Raw genomic sequence first — 17,846 nt, 5'->3', positions numbered from 1 at the left:
GTTATGAAAAATGCGTTAAGTATAGCAGGGGTTGATCCAAGTGGCGGAGCTGGAGTTTTAGCTGATATAAAGGTATTTATAGCACACGGCGTATATGCGATGGGAGCGATCACGGCGGTCACTGCTCAAAATACAAAGGGCATCTTTGGCATGCAGTTAGTTGAGCCAAAGCTCATCGAGGATCAGATAAAAGCGATATTTGATGATATAAGAGTTGATGTGATAAAAATAGGCGTTGTCCCAAGCGTTGAGATCATCAAAAGCGTCGCAAAAACGCTAAGAGAGATCAAAAATTTACCACCAGTCGTGCTTGATCCTGTTATGAGCTGTAAAAATGGCGACATCTGGCTAGAGGGCGCTGCAAAAGACGCGATCGTAGAGGAGCTTTTCCCGCTTGCAAGTGTGATCACACCAAATATCTTTGAAGCGCGCGAAATTTTAAAGCGTGAGCTAAAGGGCGAGAGCGAGCTAAAAGAGGCTTGCAAGGAGCTTTTGAAATTTGGCACAAAGAGCGTCTATCTAAAGTGTGGCGAGATAGAAGGCAAGTCGCTTGATATATTTTATGATGGCAAGGAATATGAAATTTTTAGCGACGAGCGCATAAAAACGACTGCGACACATGGCTCAGGCTGCTCGCTATCAAGCGCGATCGCTTCAAATTTAGCAAACGGGCTTAGTCTAAAAGAGAGCGTGAAAAACGCGCATGATTATATCTTTAACGCTATCAAAAACGCGGTCATCATCGGCGGCGGACAAAATCCAGTAAATCACTTCTATAAATTTAAGGTGTGATTTGCAAGTAGAGTTTTTTCAAAGTCTGCCTTCGACGCAGGAATTTTTGATAGAAGCCCTAAAAAACGGCGAGATAAAGCCACCGCACATGGTCGTGGCGTACAATCAAACAAAAGGGGTCGGCAGCCGCGGCAACAGCTGGGAGGGGCTTGGCGGAAATTTGTTTATGTCATTTTGCATAAGCGAAGATGAGCTGCCAAGCGACATACCTCCGCCCTCGATCTCGATATATTTTTCTATGCTGATGCGTGAAGTCTTGAGCGAACTTGGCTCAAAGTGCTGGCTGAAATGGCCAAATGATTTTTACGTGGACGAGCGTAAAATAGGCGGCACTTTGACAAATAAAGTGGATGAAATTTACATCTGCGGCATGGGGATAAATTTAGCTAGCGCGCCCGAAAACGCGAGCATTTTGGATATAAAAGCTAGCGTAGATGAGCTAGTTTGGGGCTTTGTTAGCATGCTTGATAAAAAGATTTTATGGAAGCCAATTTTTAGCAAATTTAGGATAGACTTTTGCAAGTCAAAAAGTTTTATTACGCATATTGCAAATAGAGCTGTTTCGCTTCAGGATGCTGAAATTTGCGAGGATGGAGCGATATTATTAAACGGGGAAAAGGTATATTCTTTAAGATGAGCGAGATAATAACAATAGCTAACCAAAAAGGCGGCGTTGGCAAGACCACAACGGCCGTAAATTTAGCCGCATCACTGGCGGTTGCTGAGAAAAAAGTATTATTAATAGACATCGATCCACAGGCAAACGCGACGACCGGACTTGGTTTTAGCAGAAGCGACTACGAGTTTAACATCTATCATGTCTTAACAGATAGGAAAAAGCTCTCACAAATCGTGCTAAAAACTGAGATCCCAACGCTTTTTCTAGCTCCGTCAAACATCGGACTTGTCGGCATCGAGCAAGAATTTAACGATCAAAGCAAAGACTATAAACTAATCCTTAAAAACAAAATTTCAGAAGTTGTAGATGACTATGATTTTATCATCATCGATAGTCCTCCAGCACTTGGCAGCATCACGATAAATGCTCTTAGTGCAAGCGATAGTGTGATCATCCCGATCCAGTGCGAATTTTACGCACTTGAGGGCTTGGCACAGATCCTAAACACAGTCAAGATCATCAAAAAAACGATAAATCCAAAGCTAAATATAAAGGGCTTTTTACCGACTATGTTTAGCTCACAAAACAATCTCTCAAAAGAGACAATTGCAAATTTAAAGCAGCATTTTGAAAATAAGCTCTTTAAAAGCAAGGACGGCAAAGAGGAATTTGTAGTCGTTCCAAGAAACGTCAAACTTGCTGAAAGCCCAAGTTTTGGCAAGCCAGTGATACTTTATGATATAAAATCACCAGGCTCGATCGCATATCAAAATTTGGCATATTGTATTTTAAACTAAAAAATAAGGAAAAAAATGGCGAAAAAAGGTGGATTAGGGCGCGGACTTAGCGCGATACTTGAAGATGTAGAGCAGGCCTACAGCAAAGAGATCGCAAATTTAAACGACTCTGAGATAGTCGAAGAGATAAATATAGATGAAATTTTACCAAACCCTTACCAGCCAAGGACGCATTTTGACGAAGAGGCTTTAAAAGAGCTAAGTGCTAGCATCAAAAGGCACGGTCTCATACAACCAATAATCGTCATCAAAAAAGATGACGGCTATATGCTAATAGCTGGTGAGCGTAGATACCGCGCTACAAAGATGCTGGGAGCAAGCAAGATAAAAGCGATCATCGCTGATATTAAGTCTCAAAATTTAAGAGAGCTTGCTCTTATCGAAAATATACAACGTGAAAATTTAAATCCAATCGAACTTGCAAAGTCATATAAAGAGCTTATAAACGAGTATAAGATCACGCAAGATGGCCTAGCAAACATCATACACAAGAGCAGAACTCAGATAACAAATACGATGAGACTTTTGCTGCTTAGCGACTACACGCAAAGACTTTTGCAAGAAGATAAGCTCACGCAAGGTCACGCTAAAGTCATCGTAGGACTTAGTAGCGAAGAAGAAAGAATGGTTGTTGATACGATCATCGGACAAAAGCTGAGCGTCAGAGATACAGAAATTTTAGTAAAAAAGATAAAAAATAAAGAAGAAGTAAAAGAGCCAAAGCCTCAAATTTCAGAGGAAATGAGCAAAAAATTATCAAATTTACAAGAAATTTTTAAAAATTTAAAGATAAAGACGAAAGTAAAATCTAAAAATTTAATATTAGAATTTAGCGACATTTCACAGGTAGAAGAATTTATCGCTAAGCTAAAATAGAATTACAAATTTATTTTTATTTTTAGTATTTTATTGTAAAATCAGACTTTGATTTGAATATTAAATAAAACTTAATAACAAAATAAGGAGAGTGGATGTTAGAAATAGATGTGCCATTGATGCTTTTAACGGCTATCGTTCTCTTTGTCTTGATCGCCATTTTAAATCCTTTGCTATACAAGCCAATGCTTAAATTTATAGATGACAGAAATGCCTCTATAAAAAATGACGAAGAGAGCACTAGCAAAAATGCAAGCGACTTAAGCGTTCATGAAAAAGAGATCGAAGAGATCATACAAAATGCAAGATCTGAGGCTAACAAAATAAGACAAGAGGCCTTAAATTTGGCAAAAGAAGAGTCTTTAAAAGAGATAAATGCGGTAAAAAGTAGTTTAGAGGCTGATTATAATGAGTTTTTAAATGCTTTAAGCTCTCAAAAAGATAGCCTAAAGGCAGATCTATCAGCTAAACTACCTGAGCTTAGAGCAGCTTTAAACGCTAAGCTCTCTAAAATTTAAAGGAAATTTATGAAGATAAAAATTTTATTTTTTCTAGCACTTCCGTTTCTAGCATATGCTAGCGAGCATGGTGGAACAAACTACGACATAGTCGAGAGAACGCTAAACTTCTTACTTTTCTTTGCTATTTTGGTCTATTTTGCTGCTAAACCACTAAAAGCTCTTTATCAAAGCAGGATCGACAGGATCGCAAATAAGCTTGAGAGTATCCAAGAGAAACTTCGTGAGTCAAAAGCTAAAAAAGATGATGTTTTAAAGCGTGTAGAAGAGGCTAAGCAAAATGCAAATGCTCTAATCGAAACTGCGAAAAAAGAGGCTGTAAATTTAGCTGCTAAAGTTAAAAAAGAGGCTCAAAACGATATCGCAAATATCGAAAAAGGCTACAAAGAGCAAAAAGAATTTGAAGAGCGCAAGATGACAAAAGGCGTTGTAAATGAAATTTTGAGCGACATTTTCTCAAGTGATAGCCTAAAAGTCGATCAAAAAGAGCTTGTAAATATCATACTTAAAAAGGTTAGCTAATGAATGAAGTAGTAGCTAAAAAATACGTAAAGGCGATCTTAAGCGACGTAAAGTCTAATGAACTTAATGTATTTGTTGAAAATTTATCAGAGCTAGCTGCTGCTTTTGCTAGCGATAAATTTAAAAGCATTATAAGTTTGCCGACATTAAAGGCTTCACAAAAGGTTGAATTTGTATTATCTTTGGTTAAAAATCAAGATGTTAAATTTGCAAATTTTATAAAGCTTCTTGGTGCGAACAAAAGACTAGAGCTCATACCTGCGATACTAGATGAGATGAAGATAGAGCAATCTTTACTTGAAAATACATATCGCGGCGAGGTTGTTGGAAATTTTGATCTAAGCGCTGAGCAGCTAAAAGCTTTAGAAGAGAATTTCTCTAAGAAATTTGACTCTAAGATCAAGCTTGATGGCTCAAAGAGCGATTACAACGGTGTAAAAGTTGAGTTAGATGATTTAGGTGTCGAGGTAAATTTCTCTATCGACAGACTAAAAAGTCAAATGAGTGAATATATATTAAAAGCAATTTAAAAAGGAGTGAAAGCGTGAGTGCAAAAATTAAAGCTGACGAAATTAGCACGATAATCAAAGAGCGTATTGAAAATTTTGATTTAAGTGTTGATGTAGAAGAGACCGGTAAAGTCATCTCAGTCGCTGATGGCGTTGCTAACGTTTATGGTTTGAAAAACGTTATGGCTGGTGAGATGGTAGAGTTTGAAAGCGGCGAAAAGGGTATGGCTCTTAACCTTGAAGAGAGCAGTGTTGGTATAGTTATCCTTGGAAAAACTAGCGGTATTACAGAAGGAAGCTCTGTAAAAAGACTTAAAAAACTTCTACGTGTGCCAGTTGGCGACGCATTGATCGGCCGTGTTGTAAATTCACTCGGTGAGCCAATCGATGCAAAAGGTCCAATCGAAGCTACTGAATCTCGCTTCGTCGAAGAAAAAGCAAAAGGTATCATGGCTAGAAAAAGCGTTCATGAGCCACTTCAAACAGGTATCAAAGCTATCGACGCACTTGTGCCAATCGGTAGAGGCCAAAGAGAGCTGATCATCGGCGACCGCCAAACTGGTAAAACAACAGTTGCTATCGATACTATCATCAACCAAAAAGGTCAAGATGTCATTTGTATCTACGTAGCTATCGGTCAAAAACAATCAACCGTTGCTCAAGTCGTTAAAAAACTTGAAGAATATGGCGCTATGGATTATACGATAGTTGTAAATGCTGGTGCTAGTGACGCAGCTGCGCTTCAATACCTTGCACCATACGCTGGCGTAACAATGGGTGAATACTTTAGAGATAACTCTCGCCACGCGCTAATCATCTATGATGACTTGTCAAAACACGCGGTTGCTTACCGTGAGATGTCTTTGATCCTAAGAAGACCACCAGGTCGTGAAGCTTACCCAGGTGACGTTTTCTACCTTCACTCAAGACTTCTAGAAAGAGCAAGTAAGCTAAATGACGCACTAGGTGCTGGATCTTTAACAGCTCTGCCTATTATCGAGACTCAAGCAGGCGACGTTTCAGCTTATATTCCAACAAACGTTATTTCTATTACAGATGGTCAAATTTTCCTTGAGAGCGACCTATTTAACTCAGGTATCCGCCCAGCGATCAACGTCGGTCTTTCTGTTTCTCGTGTCGGTGGTGCAGCTCAGATCAAAGCTATCAAACAAGTTTCTGGCACACTAAGACTAGACCTTGCTCAGTACCGTGAACTACAAGCTTTTGCTCAGTTTGCAAGCGACCTTGACGAGAGCTCAAGAAAACAACTAGAGCGTGGTCAAAAGATGGTTGAAGTACTAAAACAATCTCCATATTCTCCGCTTCCAGTTGAGAATCAAGTAGTTATTATATTTGCTGGTGCTAAGGGTTATTTAGATGACGTTGCGACTGCAAATGTAACAAAATTTGAAGCAGAGCTATATCCATATATCGAGGCAAAATACCCTGAAATTTTTGAGCAGATCAGAACTAAAAAAGTTCTTGATAAAGAAGTAGAAGAAATTTTACATAAAGCGTTGAAAGATTTTAAAGCGACTTTTGCCGCTAACTAGGGCTAAGATATGTCAAATTTAAAAGATATAAAACGAAAGATCAAGAGCGTCCAGAACACTCAAAAGACGACGCGTGCGATGAAGCTTGTCTCTACAGCAAAGCTTCGTAAAGCTGAAGAGGCTGCACGCTACTCTAGAGTTTACGCACTTAAGATCAATGAGGTTTTATCAGAGATAGCTTATAAGATCAATCAATACGCTTCAGTTATGACTGAGAGTAAATTTTTCAACACAACAAAAAGTGTAGAAAAGGTTGATATTATATTTGTTACCGCTGATAAAGGGCTTTGCGGTGGCTTTAATGTCCAGACTATAAAGACAGTTAGGCGCATGATCGATGAGCTAAAAGCCAAAAAGATCAAAGTTAGACTAAGAGCTGTTGGTAAAAAAGGCATTGAATTTTTCAATTTCCAAGGCGTTGAACTACTCGAGACTTACGTTGGAGCTAGCTCATCACCTACATATGAAAAAGCTCAAAAAATCATAAAAGATGCTATTGATGATTTTACAAACGGCATAACAGATAAGGTTGTGCTAATACACAATGGCTATAAAAATATGATTTCTCAAGAGATTAGAGTAAATGATATTGTGCCTATTGAGCCGTCTAAGATAGTTGCGGTTGAGACAAATTCTTTGATGGAATTTGAGCCAGAGGACAACTATACTAAGATTATGGATGAATTGCTCAATAAATATTTTGAGTATAGTATGTATTATGCTTTAGTTGATTCTTTGGCGGCTGAGCACAGTGCTAGAATGCAAGCTATGGATAATGCAACAAACAATGCTAAACAACGCGTCAAACAGTTAAATCTTGCTTACAATAAAGCAAGACAAGAGTCTATTACCACTGAGCTTATCGAGATCATCAGTGGTGTTGAATCAATGAAATAAAAGGAGTATGAATGAAGGGTGTTATTAGTCAAGTTATGGGCCCTGTGGTCGATGTTGACTTTAATGACTACTTGCCGAAGATCAATGAAGCTATCGAAGTTTTCTTTGAGGTTGAGGGCAAGAAACATAAACTAATATTAGAAGTTGCTGCTCACCTAGGTGATAATAGAGTTAGAACGATCGCTATGGATATGAGTGAAGGTTTAACTCGTGGCTTAGAGGCTAAAGCGCTTGGCGCACCTATAAGTGTGCCAGTTGGCGAAAAAGTTTTGGGTAGAATTTTTAACGTAGTTGGCGATTTGATCGACGAAGGCGAGGGTATAAATTTTGATAAGCACTGGTCTATCCACCGCGATCCTCCTCCATTTGAAGAGCAAAGCACAAAGAGTGAAATTTTCGAAACTGGTATCAAGGTAGTTGATCTTCTAGCTCCTTATGCAAAGGGTGGTAAAGTTGGTCTATTTGGTGGTGCTGGTGTTGGTAAAACGGTTATTATTATGGAGCTTATCCACAACGTTGCGTTTAAACATAGCGGTTACTCTGTATTTGCAGGCGTTGGTGAGAGAACTCGTGAAGGAAATGACCTTTATCACGAAATGAAAGAAAGTAACGTTTTGGATAAAGTTGCCTTGTGCTATGGCCAAATGAACGAGCCACCAGGAGCAAGAAACCGTATCGCACTAACTGGTCTTACAATGGCTGAGTACTTCCGTGATGAGATGGGACTTGACGTTTTGATGTTTATCGATAACATCTTCCGTTTCTCTCAATCAGGTGCAGAGATGTCAGCTCTACTTGGACGTATCCCATCAGCTGTTGGTTATCAGCCAACTCTTGCAAGTGAGATGGGCAAATTCCAAGAGAGAATTACATCAACTAAAAAAGGCTCAATCACGTCTGTTCAAGCTGTTTATGTTCCAGCTGACGACCTTACAGACCCAGCTCCTGCAACTGTTTTTGCTCACCTCGATGCCACGACAGTTCTTAACAGATCGATTGCAGAAAAAGGTATCTATCCAGCTGTTGATCCGCTTGATTCAACTTCAAGAATGCTCGATCCTCAAATTTTAGGAGCAGATCACTATAAGGTAGCTCGCGGCGTTCAAGCTGTGCTTCAAAAATATAAAGACCTTCAAGATATCATCGCTATCCTTGGTATGGACGAGCTTAGCGAAGAAGATAAGCTAACAGTTGATAGAGCAAGAAAGATAGAGAGATTTTTATCTCAGCCATTCTTCGTTGCTGAAGTATTTACAGGCAGCCCTGGTAAATATGTAAGTCTTGACGAAAATATCGCTGGCTTTAAGGGAATTTTAGAAGGCAAATATGATCATCTACCAGAAGCAGCATTTTATATGGTTGGAAATATAGATGAGGCTTTAGCTAAAGCTGAGAAACTTAAGGCTTAAATTTAAAAAGGAAGCGTAATGGATAAATTACATTTAGAGATCGTAACTCCTCAAGGTCAGATATTTAATGATGACGTGAGTAGTGTAGTGCTTCCAGGTAGCGAGGGTGAGTTTGGTGTTTTGCCAAACCACGCCTCATTAATATCTCTTTTAAAAGCAGGTATTATAGATATAGAAGATAAGCATAAAAAGCATGATGTAGTTGCTATCAACTGGGGCTATGCAAAGATCGACGAAGGCAAAGTAGTTATACTAGCTGACGGTGCGGTCTATGTCTCTGGCAATAGTGAAAGCGAGCTTGCAAATTCATTAGAAGCTGCTAGAAATTTGATAGAGAGTATGAGCAGTGATACAAATGCTTTTGCAGCAACTATATCAAAAATGGAAAATGTAGTGAGAGCAAGATAAGTGGGCGGAATAGATATATTTTTAAATTACATTCAAAGAAGTAGTTTTATTACAATTATAGTTTTAACTTGGTTGTCAATATATTTTATAGTTAGTTTTACAATTCTTTTTTCAAGAATGGCTGGTATAGGAGCTTGGCAAAAACGTGAGCAAAATGCACTTGAAGCATTGCTTATGGGTGCTAAAAATATACCAAATGACTCATCTTTAAAGAAATGTGCAAGTGGTAGAATTTCGAAAGAAAAGCTAAATGTTTGCATAAGCATTGCCGAAAAGAATGCTACAAGTGGGCTTACATGGCTTAGCGTAATAGCTTCTACTTCTCCATTTATCGGTCTTTTTGGAACAGTCGTATCTATCTTGGAGACATTTTCACAGCTAGGAAATGGTACAGGCTCATCTCTTGGAGTTATAGCCCCAGCTATCTCTGAAGCGCTTGTCGCTACTGGATGCGGAATTTTTGTTGCGATCCCAGCATATACATTTAACTTGCTTATAAAAAGAAAAGCTTACGAATTAATGAGCGTTATCGAGCGTCAAGCTGACGTTATGATAGCACTTAAAAAAGATGACGAGACGTTATAGATGGCTCTTAAATTTGACGACGAAACACCAGAGTTGAACATAACGCCTCTTGTTGATATCATGCTTGTTTTGTTGGCTATTTTAATGGTTACAATGCCAACTATAACATATCAAGAAGATATAACATTGCCAGATGGCTCAAAGGCAAAAACATCTACGTCTAAGCAAAAAGATCTTATAGTCTCTATAAATGCACAAGGACAAGTTAGAATAGATCAAAGTACAATGAGCCTTGCTGAACTTCCAGATAACATTGCACTAATGAGTGCAAAATACGATAAAACCTCGCCTATATACATAAAGGCTGATAAAAATTTAAAATACGATGATGTTATGTTTGTATTAAAGACTTTAAAAGGTGCTGGTTTTAATAAAGTAGCTTTAGAGACAAACGGTTAATATGCCTAATAAAGTTAAATTTCCAACGCTTAGTTCATTTTTTGTAGCGTTTTGCATTTACATTATCATTGTGCTTGCTTTGTTTATAAAGCTTACTTTTTTTAGCGAACCTCCTAAAAAATATACTGATGACAAAGATGCTATTATGGACGTAGTTATGGTTGATAGAGAAGTCGATCAAACCATAAAAGCGCCAAAACAAGCAAAAGAGGTCGTAAAAGAGACAAAACCAGAACCTAAAAAAGAGTCAGATGAAGATAAACAAGAGACTACAAATAAACCTGTTGTGCCAGATGAGCCATTACCAACCCCAAGCTTGCCAACTCCTCCAAAAGAAGAGCCAAAGCCTGAGCCTAAGAAACCAGAACCAAAGCCTGAAATCCCAAAACCTAGTGAAGAGCCTAAAGAGGATGTCAAGCCAGAGACAAAACCTGAGCCTAAACCTACGCCAAAGCCAGTTGAAAAGCCAAAACCAAAAGAGCCAAATATAAAAGATCTCTTTAGCGACATAGACTCGACTAAGCTTAAAAAAGACGATGGTATAAAAAAGGCTGAAAATAAAGTACAAAGCCGCAAAAAAAGCGAGGCTTCTAGCTCAAAAGCTGCAAAAGAGGCTAGCGACATCATCAAGAGTTTAAAGATAGATCAAAACCCAACTGCACCAAAATCGCAAATGACTGGCACTTATGATCCATTGATGGGAGCCATAACAAAGCAAATTCAAAGAAGATGGCAAAGCTATAAAGCTGACTCTGCAAATCTTGCCAAAGTAAAAGTCATGATAGATCAGAGTGGAAATTTTAGCTATGAAATTTTAGAGCTATCATATAATGAAGAGTTTAATGCAAAGGTTAGAGAGTGCCTGGAAAAGCTTACTGCAGAGAAATTTCCATTTAATCCAGACAAAAGTACTACTTTTAATTTAAATTTAGAAGATAAAATAAACTAAAATTTATAAATTTACGGAGTAGAGATGAAGAAAATTTTTCTTTTTTTGTGCGTTGCTCTAGGGCTTTATGCTGCTGATGCGACCATATCTGTTATAAACCAAGGTGTTGCTTTGCCAAAGATAGCTTTGCAAGATGCAACTACAGCTGTTAGTGATGCGGGCTTTAAAGATAAATTCTTTAAGATCATGCTAGGCGACTTGAAAGTTAGTTCAGACTTTGAGGTTATCGAAGATCACGTGCCTTCAACTTACGAGGGAACAGCAGCTACAAATACAATGAGCGACAAAGGTGTTGAGCTTATCTTTAGATATGCTCTTGAGGGTTCTATGGGCTCACCTCTTACTTTAAGAGTAAAACTCATCGATGCAAAGACTGCAACTACAAGGTATGAGAGAGTCTATAACATGCCAGATGGTGCAAAGTATCCGTTTTTGGCACACAAAAGTATAGTTGAGCTAACAAATGAGCTAAATTTACCACCAGTTGGCTGGATGGAGAAATTTATCATCCTAGCAAAATACACTTCAGCTCGCCAAAGCTCTATTATAGTGGCTGACTACACACTTACATATCAAAAAACAATCGTAAGCGGTGGTCTAAACATCTTCCCTAAATGGGCAGGCGCTGATCAGAGTAAATTTTACTATACATCTTATGTAAATAACAGGCCAACTTTGTTTAGATATGACCTAAATTCAGGCACTAAAACAAAGATAATAGATAGTATGGGTATGCTTATAGCATCTGATGTTAGTAAAGATGGAAGTAAAATTCTATTAACCATGGCTCCAAAAGATCAACCAGATATTTTCATCTATAATACAGGTAGCAAAAAATTAACTCAGATCACAAACTATCCAGGCATTGATGTAAATGGAAATTTCGTAGATAATGACAGCAGAATAGTTTTTGTTTCAGATAGACTTGGGTATCCAAATATCTTTGCAACACCTGCAACTTCAGGCGGAAGTGTTGAGCAAATGGTGTTTCATGGCAAAAACAATAACTCAGTAAGCACTTTTGAAAACTATGTAGTTTATTCAAGTAGAGAGGCTAGTGGTGGCTTTAACATCTATCTAATCTCAACTCAAACAGATTTTATCCGTCAGCTTACAGCAAATGGTAAAAACAACTACCCAAGATTTTCAAGTGATGGTCAAAGTGTTGTTTTTATCAAAGAACTTGGCGGTCAAAGCTCACTTGGCGTTGTTAGATTAAATGAGAACAGAAGTTTCCAATTTCCACTAAAAGTAGGTAAAATTCAATCTATTGATTGGTAATATTCTGGTAATATTTAAAAAAAATATGTTATAATTCGACCAAATTTTTCAAAAAGGATATGGAATGAAAAAAGTAGTTCTAGCAAGTGTTGCAGTTGCAACTTTATTGTTGAGCGGTTGTAGCTCTAAAAACCCTGAAGTTGATATGAATGCAAATTCAAATCAATCTGCAGATAACTCAGGTAGCATGAGTGATGCTGATAGATTAGCAGCTCTTATCGCTAACATCGAGAGCCAAGTTAAAAGTGTATACTTTGACTTTGATAAATTTAATATCAAAGCTGACCAACAAGGTGTTGTTAGCTCAAATGCATCAGTATTCAACCAAGCTGACGCTCAAGCTCTTTCTATAAAAGTAGAAGGTAACTGCGACGAGTGGGGTACAGATGAGTATAACTATGCTCTTGGTCTAAAACGTGCTAAAAGTGCTAAAGACGCTCTTGTAAGAAATGGCGTTAACGCTGATAGAATCGCTGTAGTAAGCTTTGGCGAAAGCAACCCAGTTTGTACAGATAAAACAAAAGCTTGCGACGCTCAAAACAGACGTGCAGATTTCAAAGTACTTCCTTAATCTGTAAGTAATAATGAATAAAAAAATAATCATTGCGGCTCTTCTTGGAGCCGCTTTCTCTATAGGTTCAGCTCAAGAAGTTTCAGCATTTGACGCAGGTAATATGGATAGTGCAAATCCATATGGACTAACAGATGATGAAAAGGCAACTCTAAGCAACAAAAGAAGCGTTCAAAATATTGAAGAAAACATGGATAATGTTTCAGAACAACTTCAAGGTTTGCAAAGCTTGATCGAGAGTATGAGTGCTAGAATGAACAAGCTTGAGCAAAGAATGAATGATATCGAAACCAAAGTCAATGGTGGTATAAGCGATTCTGGTGTAAGTTTGACATCATTAAAAGCTTATGTTGATGAGACTAGAGATATACAAGATAAAAACTATAAAAATATTACTGCTGCCTTAAATAAATTAGGTGCAATAATGGATAAAAATGCTGCTCAACCAAAGCAAAATGCAAATCCAAAACAACAAAATAAGCCAACTTCAAATTTTAGTGGCAAAAGCGACAAAGATGTTTTAGCTGATGGCATTAAACTTTTAAATTCTGGCAATAGCACAGAAGCAGCTGAATATTTTGAATATTTAAATAAAAAAGGCTATAAAACTGGTGCTTCAAATTATTATCTAGGTGAAGTTGCTTATAGTCAAAAATCATACAGTACAGCCATACAATACTATAAAAAAAGTATACAAAGTGAAGATAAAGCTGACTACACTCCAAAACTTTTGTATCACACAGCTATAAGCTTTGATAAGATCGGTGATACTCAAAGTGCAAATAGGTTTTATAAGGCTTTAAAAGTAGGCTATCCAGATAGCAAAGAAGCCAAAGCCGCTCCCAACAGAAACTAAAATTTACTCTTTTTTAGATATAATCTCACATTAATCAAAACTAAATTCCAAGGAGATTATTGTGAGTAAAGATCAAGTTATAACAATGTTTTATGAGCTAAAAGACGCTAATACTGGCGAAATTTTAGAGTCTAATATGCAAGAAGGTGGTCAAATTTCTTTTATTACAGGACATGGCCACATTATAGAAAAGCTTGAAGAAGAAGTTAGCAAATTAAAATCAGGCGACAAGGCTACTATAAATATCAAAGCAGCTGAGGGTTGTGGCGAATACAATAAAGATGCCATTCAATCACTTCCAAAAGAGCAATTTGCTGGTATAGACCTACATGAAGGCATGGAGCTTTTTGGTCAAAATGAAGATGGCTCAAGCGTTCGCGTCATCGTTAAAGAGATCAAAGATGACGAAGTAACAGTTGATTTTAATCACCCATATGCTGGCAAAGATTTGCTATTTAATGTTGAAATTTTAGAAGTTAGAGACGCAACTGAAGATGAAAAAGCAACTGGCATGGTGGCAGGCGCTCACACTTGCGGTTGTGGAGGACATGATCATGATCACGAGCATGAGTGCTGCGGCGGCCATGGGCACGGCGAAGGTGGTTGCGGTTGCGGTGGTCACGGACATCACCACCACTAAGAAGCCAAAATGAAGAAATTTGCTTTTATTTTTGCGGGTCAAGGCTCGCAAAGTGTTGGCATGGGGAAAGATTTTTATGAAAATTTCTCTTCGGCAAAACTTCTATTAAATGACGCTTGCAACGACACAGGCATTGATTTTGAGGAGCTTTTATTTACGCAAAATGACAAGCTAGATAAGACAGAATTTACTCAGCCTGCCATCGTTTTAAACTCTCTTATGAGCTATCTAGCTTTTAGCGAGGGCATAAAAGCTAAGCCAGAGTTTAGCCTAGGTCACTCTCTAGGAGAATTTACAGCCCTTGCAGTTAGTGGTGCGTTTAGCTTTGTTGAAGCGATTAGGCTTGTAAATTTACGTGGTAAATTTATGCAAGAAGCCTGCGTTGGCAAAGATGCTGGCATGATGGTGGTGCTTGGACTTAGCGATGAAGTCGTTGAGGGGATTTGTAAAGAAGCACAGGATGAGGGCTTGCAAATTTACGCTGCGAACTACAACTGCGATGGTCAGATAGTTGTAGCTGGTGTGAGAGCTGACCTTGCTAAATATGAGGCAAAATTTAAAGAAGCAGGTGCAAAAAGAGCGATGCTTTTAAATATGTCAGTAGCTAGCCACTGCCCGATACTTGAGCCAGCTAGCGTGAAACTAGCAAACGAGCTTGAGGGCGTTTTGGCTGCGAATTTTGCCCAAGTCGTTTCAAATGTAAATGCAAAAATTTACACTGATAAAAACGAAGCGCTAGTGCTTTTAAAAGAGCAGCTAACGCATCCAGTTCGCTATAAACAAAGCATCAAAAACTACGAAAACGAGGTTGATTGCTTTATCGAGCTAGGTGCTGCGACACTTAAAGGCATAAACAAAAAGATCACTGAAAAACCGACATATAGCGTCACTGACATGGCGAGCCTTGAAGAGGTTGTGAAGATTTTGGAGGAGAGATGATAGCGATACTTGGAGCGATGCAAGAGGAGATAACGCCGATCCTTGAGATGGTTGGCGAGTATAAAACTACCGAATATGCAAATAATAAATTTTACGAGGCAAACTACAAAGGCAAAGACCTAGTCATCGCCTACTCGAAGATCGGCAAGGTAAATGCGGCGATCACCGCGACCTTGATGATAGAGAAATTTAAGGCTTCAAAACTGCTTTTTACTGGTGTTGCTGGCTCACTTGATGAGAGCTTAAAGATAGGCGATATGCTATATGCCACTAGCCTTGTGCAGCACGACCTTGACATCACAGCGTTTGGTCATCCATACGGCTTTGTGCCAGGGACAAGTATCTTCGTTAAGAGCGATGAGGGACTAAATGAGCTAGCTAAAAATGTCGCTAGCAAAAAGGGCATGAGCTTAAATTCAGGCATCATCGCAACTGGTGATCAGTTCATCTGTGACAACGAGAAAAAAGAGTGGATCAAAAAGATATTTAACGCGAGTGCTACCGAGATGGAGGGTGCGAGTGTTGCGCTAGTTTGTGAAACGCTTGGCGTGCCATTTTTCATCCTTAGAGCCATCAGCGACGGAGCTGGCAATGAGGCTGAATTTGACTTTGATAAATTTTTACAAGACTCAGCAAACGTCAGCGCTAAATTTATCCTAGAAATGGTGGAGAGCTTATGATAGAGCTTAGCAAGAGACTGCTTAGGCAAGTTGGCCAGACAAATGCTAGATACAAGATGATAGAGGGCGGGGATAAGATCTTGCTTGGCCTTAGCGGCGGCAAAGATAGTCTCGCACTCGCTCACGTGCTAAAGCACATCCAAAATGTCACGCCTGAGAAATTTGAGTTTAAGGCGGTGACGCTAAGCTACGGCATGGGCGAAGACTACGCATATCTTACCAAGCACTGCAACGAGCATGGCATAGAGCACGAGGTGATCGACAGCTCGATATTTGAGATATCAAAGGAGAAGATCCGCAAAAATTCTAGCTTTTGCAGCTTTTTCTCGCGCATGAGAAGAGGATATCTTTACACCTATGCGCTAAAGCACGGCTTTAACAAGCTCGCGATCGCTCACCACTTGGACGATGCGGCGGAGAGCTTTTTTATGAATTTTACATACAATGGCGCGCTAAGGACGCTTGCTCCAAAATACAGAGCAAAAAATGGAATCGTCGTGATCAGGCCATTTATCTTTGTGCGTGAGAGACAGCTTCGCGAAAATGCGATCAAAAATGAGCTAAGAGTTGTTGGTGATGAGGCGTGTCCTGCGATGAGATTTGATGTGAAGATGCCACACGCTAGATATGAGACCAAGCAGCTTCTAGCAAATTTAGAGAAAGAAAATCCAAAGCTCTTTACATCGCTTAAAGCAGCATTTGAAAACATCCACACAGATACATTTTTTGGTATCAACGAAGGCAGTGAAGAGTAAATTTAACTCTTCATTTATGCCCTTAAAGCTAAATTTAAAACCAAATTTCTTACAACCACCCAAAAAGTAAAACTCATTTTTAAGTAGGAACGTCCTTTGCTTACTAAATATAAATTTGATAAGCAAGGATGAAAAATGAGCATTTTTAGTGTTAGCACGCAAAAGTATAGCTCAGTAGCTACTGAGGCAAAAGCAAGGAAACTTCAAAAAGAGCAGGCTGAAAGTGCCAAATTTCAAAACGCTCTTGCAAATAATGAAAAAACAAAAGACATTGCACAAAATTTACAAAGACTTGAGCTTACAAAAGATACACAGCAAAGCATTTATAGCGTGAAATTTAAAGATAAAAATGAGCTTGGCTATCAAAGCGACAAGGCTGGCTTTATGGATGCTAGCTTTAATAAAGCAGCTGGCTTGCCATAGGACTTTAAGCTTCACAAAAGCACGATAAAAGAGTTTCTAAACTTCGCAACAAAGCAAAATAACATAAATAGCGTCCTTTACAGCAACGCAAGCGGCAAACTTTTTGACAATGACGTCTTTGAAAATCTCGACATTGCAAACACGATAGGTCAGTATTACGCCATTTTTTCTCAGGTAATGGGCAAAAGTTTAAACAAAGATAGTTTTACAGATAGCGACCTAGCAAATTTGCCAAAAGGCTACATCTCGCAAGGGATGAAAGGCATCGATTTTAACGCAGATTTGAGCGATAGATCAAATATTGACTTTTTAAATAGTCGCAAAAACGAGGTCGTGACAAACATCTTTAGTAGCGAAGATGAAATGAAGCTCGCATCAAATTTAAGCGAAGATCTAACAAAGCTAGGCATAAAAACGAACCTCAAAAAGCTAAATTTTGCAAATTTAGAGCAGAAAAACACTGGTGGCTTTAGCCCAGACCTCTCTTACTATAAAACGGAGTCTGGTTATAAAAAAGAGGCTTTGTTTATTAGCTTTTTAAAGTCAGAAAGTCCTGCGATCCTAGAGGGCGGAGAGACTGCGCTAAAGCCTGAAGTCTTGCTAAACAACGCTTTCATCGCCGCCCAGACCAAAGATCATAGAAGCAAAAGCTTAAGCGATGTGGCTACTCTTAAAAAGCTAGCAGAAGATAGAGAAAATTTTAAAAATTTAGTGCTTGAGCTACTAAAAAATAGCACCGTAAAGCCAAGCGAAGATAATATAAATTTAGCTTTTAACGAGCTAAATCAAATTTACGCCCTAGGCAGGCAAAAGTAGCTAAATTTACTAGGTAAAACTTTTTACAAAAAAGACGATATCTTTAGCATGA

General features: G+C 38.6%; 22 protein-coding genes and 1 pseudogene. All 23 read left to right on the top strand.

The window, feature by feature from the left end:
* Window positions 1–3 precede the first annotated feature (3 nt).
* The gene (thiD, locus tag CVT07_RS07490; RefSeq protein WP_107937376.1) at window positions 4–792 is read left to right on the top strand and encodes a bifunctional hydroxymethylpyrimidine kinase/phosphomethylpyrimidine kinase; all 789 of its coding nucleotides are present in this window, start codon (window positions 4–6) and stop codon (window positions 790–792) included.
* A gap of 1 nt (window position 793) precedes the next feature.
* Window positions 794–1,429, top strand: a complete 636-nt coding sequence (locus CVT07_RS07485) for a biotin--[acetyl-CoA-carboxylase] ligase (protein ID WP_107937378.1) — start codon at window positions 794–796, stop codon at window positions 1,427–1,429.
* On the top strand, window positions 1,426–2,208 hold the full coding sequence (locus CVT07_RS07480) for a ParA family protein (RefSeq protein ID WP_002939402.1): 783 nt from the start codon (window positions 1,426–1,428) through the stop codon (window positions 2,206–2,208). Before CVT07_RS07485 ends, CVT07_RS07480 begins: the two co-directional genes overlap by 4 nt.
* A 15-nt stretch (window positions 2,209–2,223) precedes the next feature.
* A complete protein-coding gene (locus tag CVT07_RS07475; protein ID WP_009294347.1) occupies window positions 2,224–3,084 on the top strand; it encodes a ParB/RepB/Spo0J family partition protein in 861 nt (286 codons plus the stop codon).
* A 95-nt stretch (window positions 3,085–3,179) separates the two neighbouring features.
* On the top strand, window positions 3,180–3,602 hold the full coding sequence (locus CVT07_RS07470) for a FoF1 ATP synthase subunit B' (protein ID WP_009294346.1): 423 nt from the start codon (window positions 3,180–3,182) through the stop codon (window positions 3,600–3,602).
* A gap of 9 nt (window positions 3,603–3,611) precedes the next feature.
* Window positions 3,612–4,124, top strand: coding sequence for a F0F1 ATP synthase subunit B (locus CVT07_RS07465; RefSeq protein WP_012001332.1), 513 nt, complete (start codon window positions 3,612–3,614; stop codon window positions 4,122–4,124).
* Window positions 4,124–4,654, top strand: coding sequence for a F0F1 ATP synthase subunit delta (locus CVT07_RS07460; RefSeq protein ID WP_107937380.1), 531 nt, complete (start codon window positions 4,124–4,126; stop codon window positions 4,652–4,654). Before CVT07_RS07465 ends, CVT07_RS07460 begins: the two co-directional genes overlap by 1 nt.
* A gap of 14 nt (window positions 4,655–4,668) precedes the next feature.
* Window positions 4,669–6,186, top strand: a complete 1,518-nt coding sequence (gene atpA, locus CVT07_RS07455) for a F0F1 ATP synthase subunit alpha (protein WP_107937382.1) — start codon at window positions 4,669–4,671, stop codon at window positions 6,184–6,186.
* Between the two features lie 9 nt (window positions 6,187–6,195).
* Complete coding sequence (gene atpG, locus CVT07_RS07450; RefSeq protein WP_002939426.1) at window positions 6,196–7,083, top strand: ATP synthase F1 subunit gamma; 888 nt, start codon at window positions 6,196–6,198, stop codon at window positions 7,081–7,083.
* An 11-nt stretch (window positions 7,084–7,094) separates the two neighbouring features.
* Entirely contained in the window at window positions 7,095–8,492 is a 1,398-nt protein-coding gene (gene atpD / locus CVT07_RS07445; protein WP_002939420.1) for a F0F1 ATP synthase subunit beta, read from the top strand.
* Between the two features lie 18 nt (window positions 8,493–8,510).
* A complete protein-coding gene (gene atpC, locus CVT07_RS07440; RefSeq protein ID WP_002939398.1) occupies window positions 8,511–8,900 on the top strand; it encodes an ATP synthase F1 subunit epsilon in 390 nt (129 codons plus the stop codon).
* The gene (locus CVT07_RS07435) at window positions 8,901–9,485 is read left to right on the top strand and encodes a MotA/TolQ/ExbB proton channel family protein (protein ID WP_051282749.1); all 585 of its coding nucleotides are present in this window, start codon (window positions 8,901–8,903) and stop codon (window positions 9,483–9,485) included. It abuts the gene before it with no gap.
* Window positions 9,486–9,884, top strand: coding sequence for a biopolymer transporter ExbD (locus CVT07_RS07430; RefSeq protein WP_002939405.1), 399 nt, complete (start codon window positions 9,486–9,488; stop codon window positions 9,882–9,884).
* 1 nt (window position 9,885) lies between these two features.
* Window positions 9,886–10,833, top strand: coding sequence for a TonB C-terminal domain-containing protein (locus CVT07_RS07425; protein WP_103613481.1), 948 nt, complete (start codon window positions 9,886–9,888; stop codon window positions 10,831–10,833).
* 24 nt (window positions 10,834–10,857) lie between these two features.
* Window positions 10,858–12,114 (top strand): Tol-Pal system protein TolB, encoded by a 1,257-nt coding sequence (gene tolB, locus CVT07_RS07420; protein WP_009294339.1) that lies wholly within the window; start codon window positions 10,858–10,860, stop codon window positions 12,112–12,114.
* Between the two features lie 64 nt (window positions 12,115–12,178).
* Complete coding sequence (locus CVT07_RS07415; protein ID WP_107937384.1) at window positions 12,179–12,685, top strand: OmpA family protein; 507 nt, start codon at window positions 12,179–12,181, stop codon at window positions 12,683–12,685.
* Between the two features lie 13 nt (window positions 12,686–12,698).
* Entirely contained in the window at window positions 12,699–13,541 is an 843-nt protein-coding gene (locus CVT07_RS07410; protein ID WP_021086867.1) for a tetratricopeptide repeat protein, read from the top strand.
* Window positions 13,542–13,596: 55 nt separating this feature from the next.
* On the top strand, window positions 13,597–14,181 hold the full coding sequence (locus CVT07_RS07405; RefSeq protein ID WP_223154902.1) for an FKBP-type peptidyl-prolyl cis-trans isomerase: 585 nt from the start codon (window positions 13,597–13,599) through the stop codon (window positions 14,179–14,181).
* 9 nt (window positions 14,182–14,190) lie between these two features.
* On the top strand, window positions 14,191–15,120 hold the full coding sequence (gene fabD, locus CVT07_RS07400; RefSeq protein ID WP_107937386.1) for an ACP S-malonyltransferase: 930 nt from the start codon (window positions 14,191–14,193) through the stop codon (window positions 15,118–15,120).
* The gene (locus CVT07_RS07395) at window positions 15,117–15,800 is read left to right on the top strand and encodes a 5'-methylthioadenosine/adenosylhomocysteine nucleosidase (protein ID WP_021084954.1); all 684 of its coding nucleotides are present in this window, start codon (window positions 15,117–15,119) and stop codon (window positions 15,798–15,800) included. The genes fabD and CVT07_RS07395 overlap by 4 nt, the downstream gene beginning before the upstream one ends.
* Complete coding sequence (locus tag CVT07_RS07390; RefSeq protein WP_103597313.1) at window positions 15,797–16,555, top strand: tRNA 2-thiocytidine biosynthesis TtcA family protein; 759 nt, start codon at window positions 15,797–15,799, stop codon at window positions 16,553–16,555. Before CVT07_RS07395 ends, CVT07_RS07390 begins: the two co-directional genes overlap by 4 nt.
* A gap of 135 nt (window positions 16,556–16,690) precedes the next feature.
* Window positions 16,691–16,978 (top strand): hypothetical protein, encoded by a 288-nt coding sequence (locus CVT07_RS07385; RefSeq protein ID WP_196375715.1) that lies wholly within the window; start codon window positions 16,691–16,693, stop codon window positions 16,976–16,978.
* 12 nt (window positions 16,979–16,990) lie between these two features.
* Window positions 16,991–17,794, top strand: a pseudogene (locus tag CVT07_RS07380) (Cj0814 family flagellar-dependent secreted protein); the annotation flags it as partial.
* Between the last annotated feature and the right edge of the window lie 52 nt (window positions 17,795–17,846).

It is taken from the genome of Campylobacter concisus (assembly GCF_003048875.2).
GTDB classification, from domain to species: Bacteria; Campylobacterota; Campylobacteria; order Campylobacterales; family Campylobacteraceae; genus Campylobacter_A; species Campylobacter_A concisus_AU.
The sequence above is the reverse complement of the archived record's forward strand: the minus strand, read 5'-3'. Positions and strand labels throughout refer to the sequence as shown.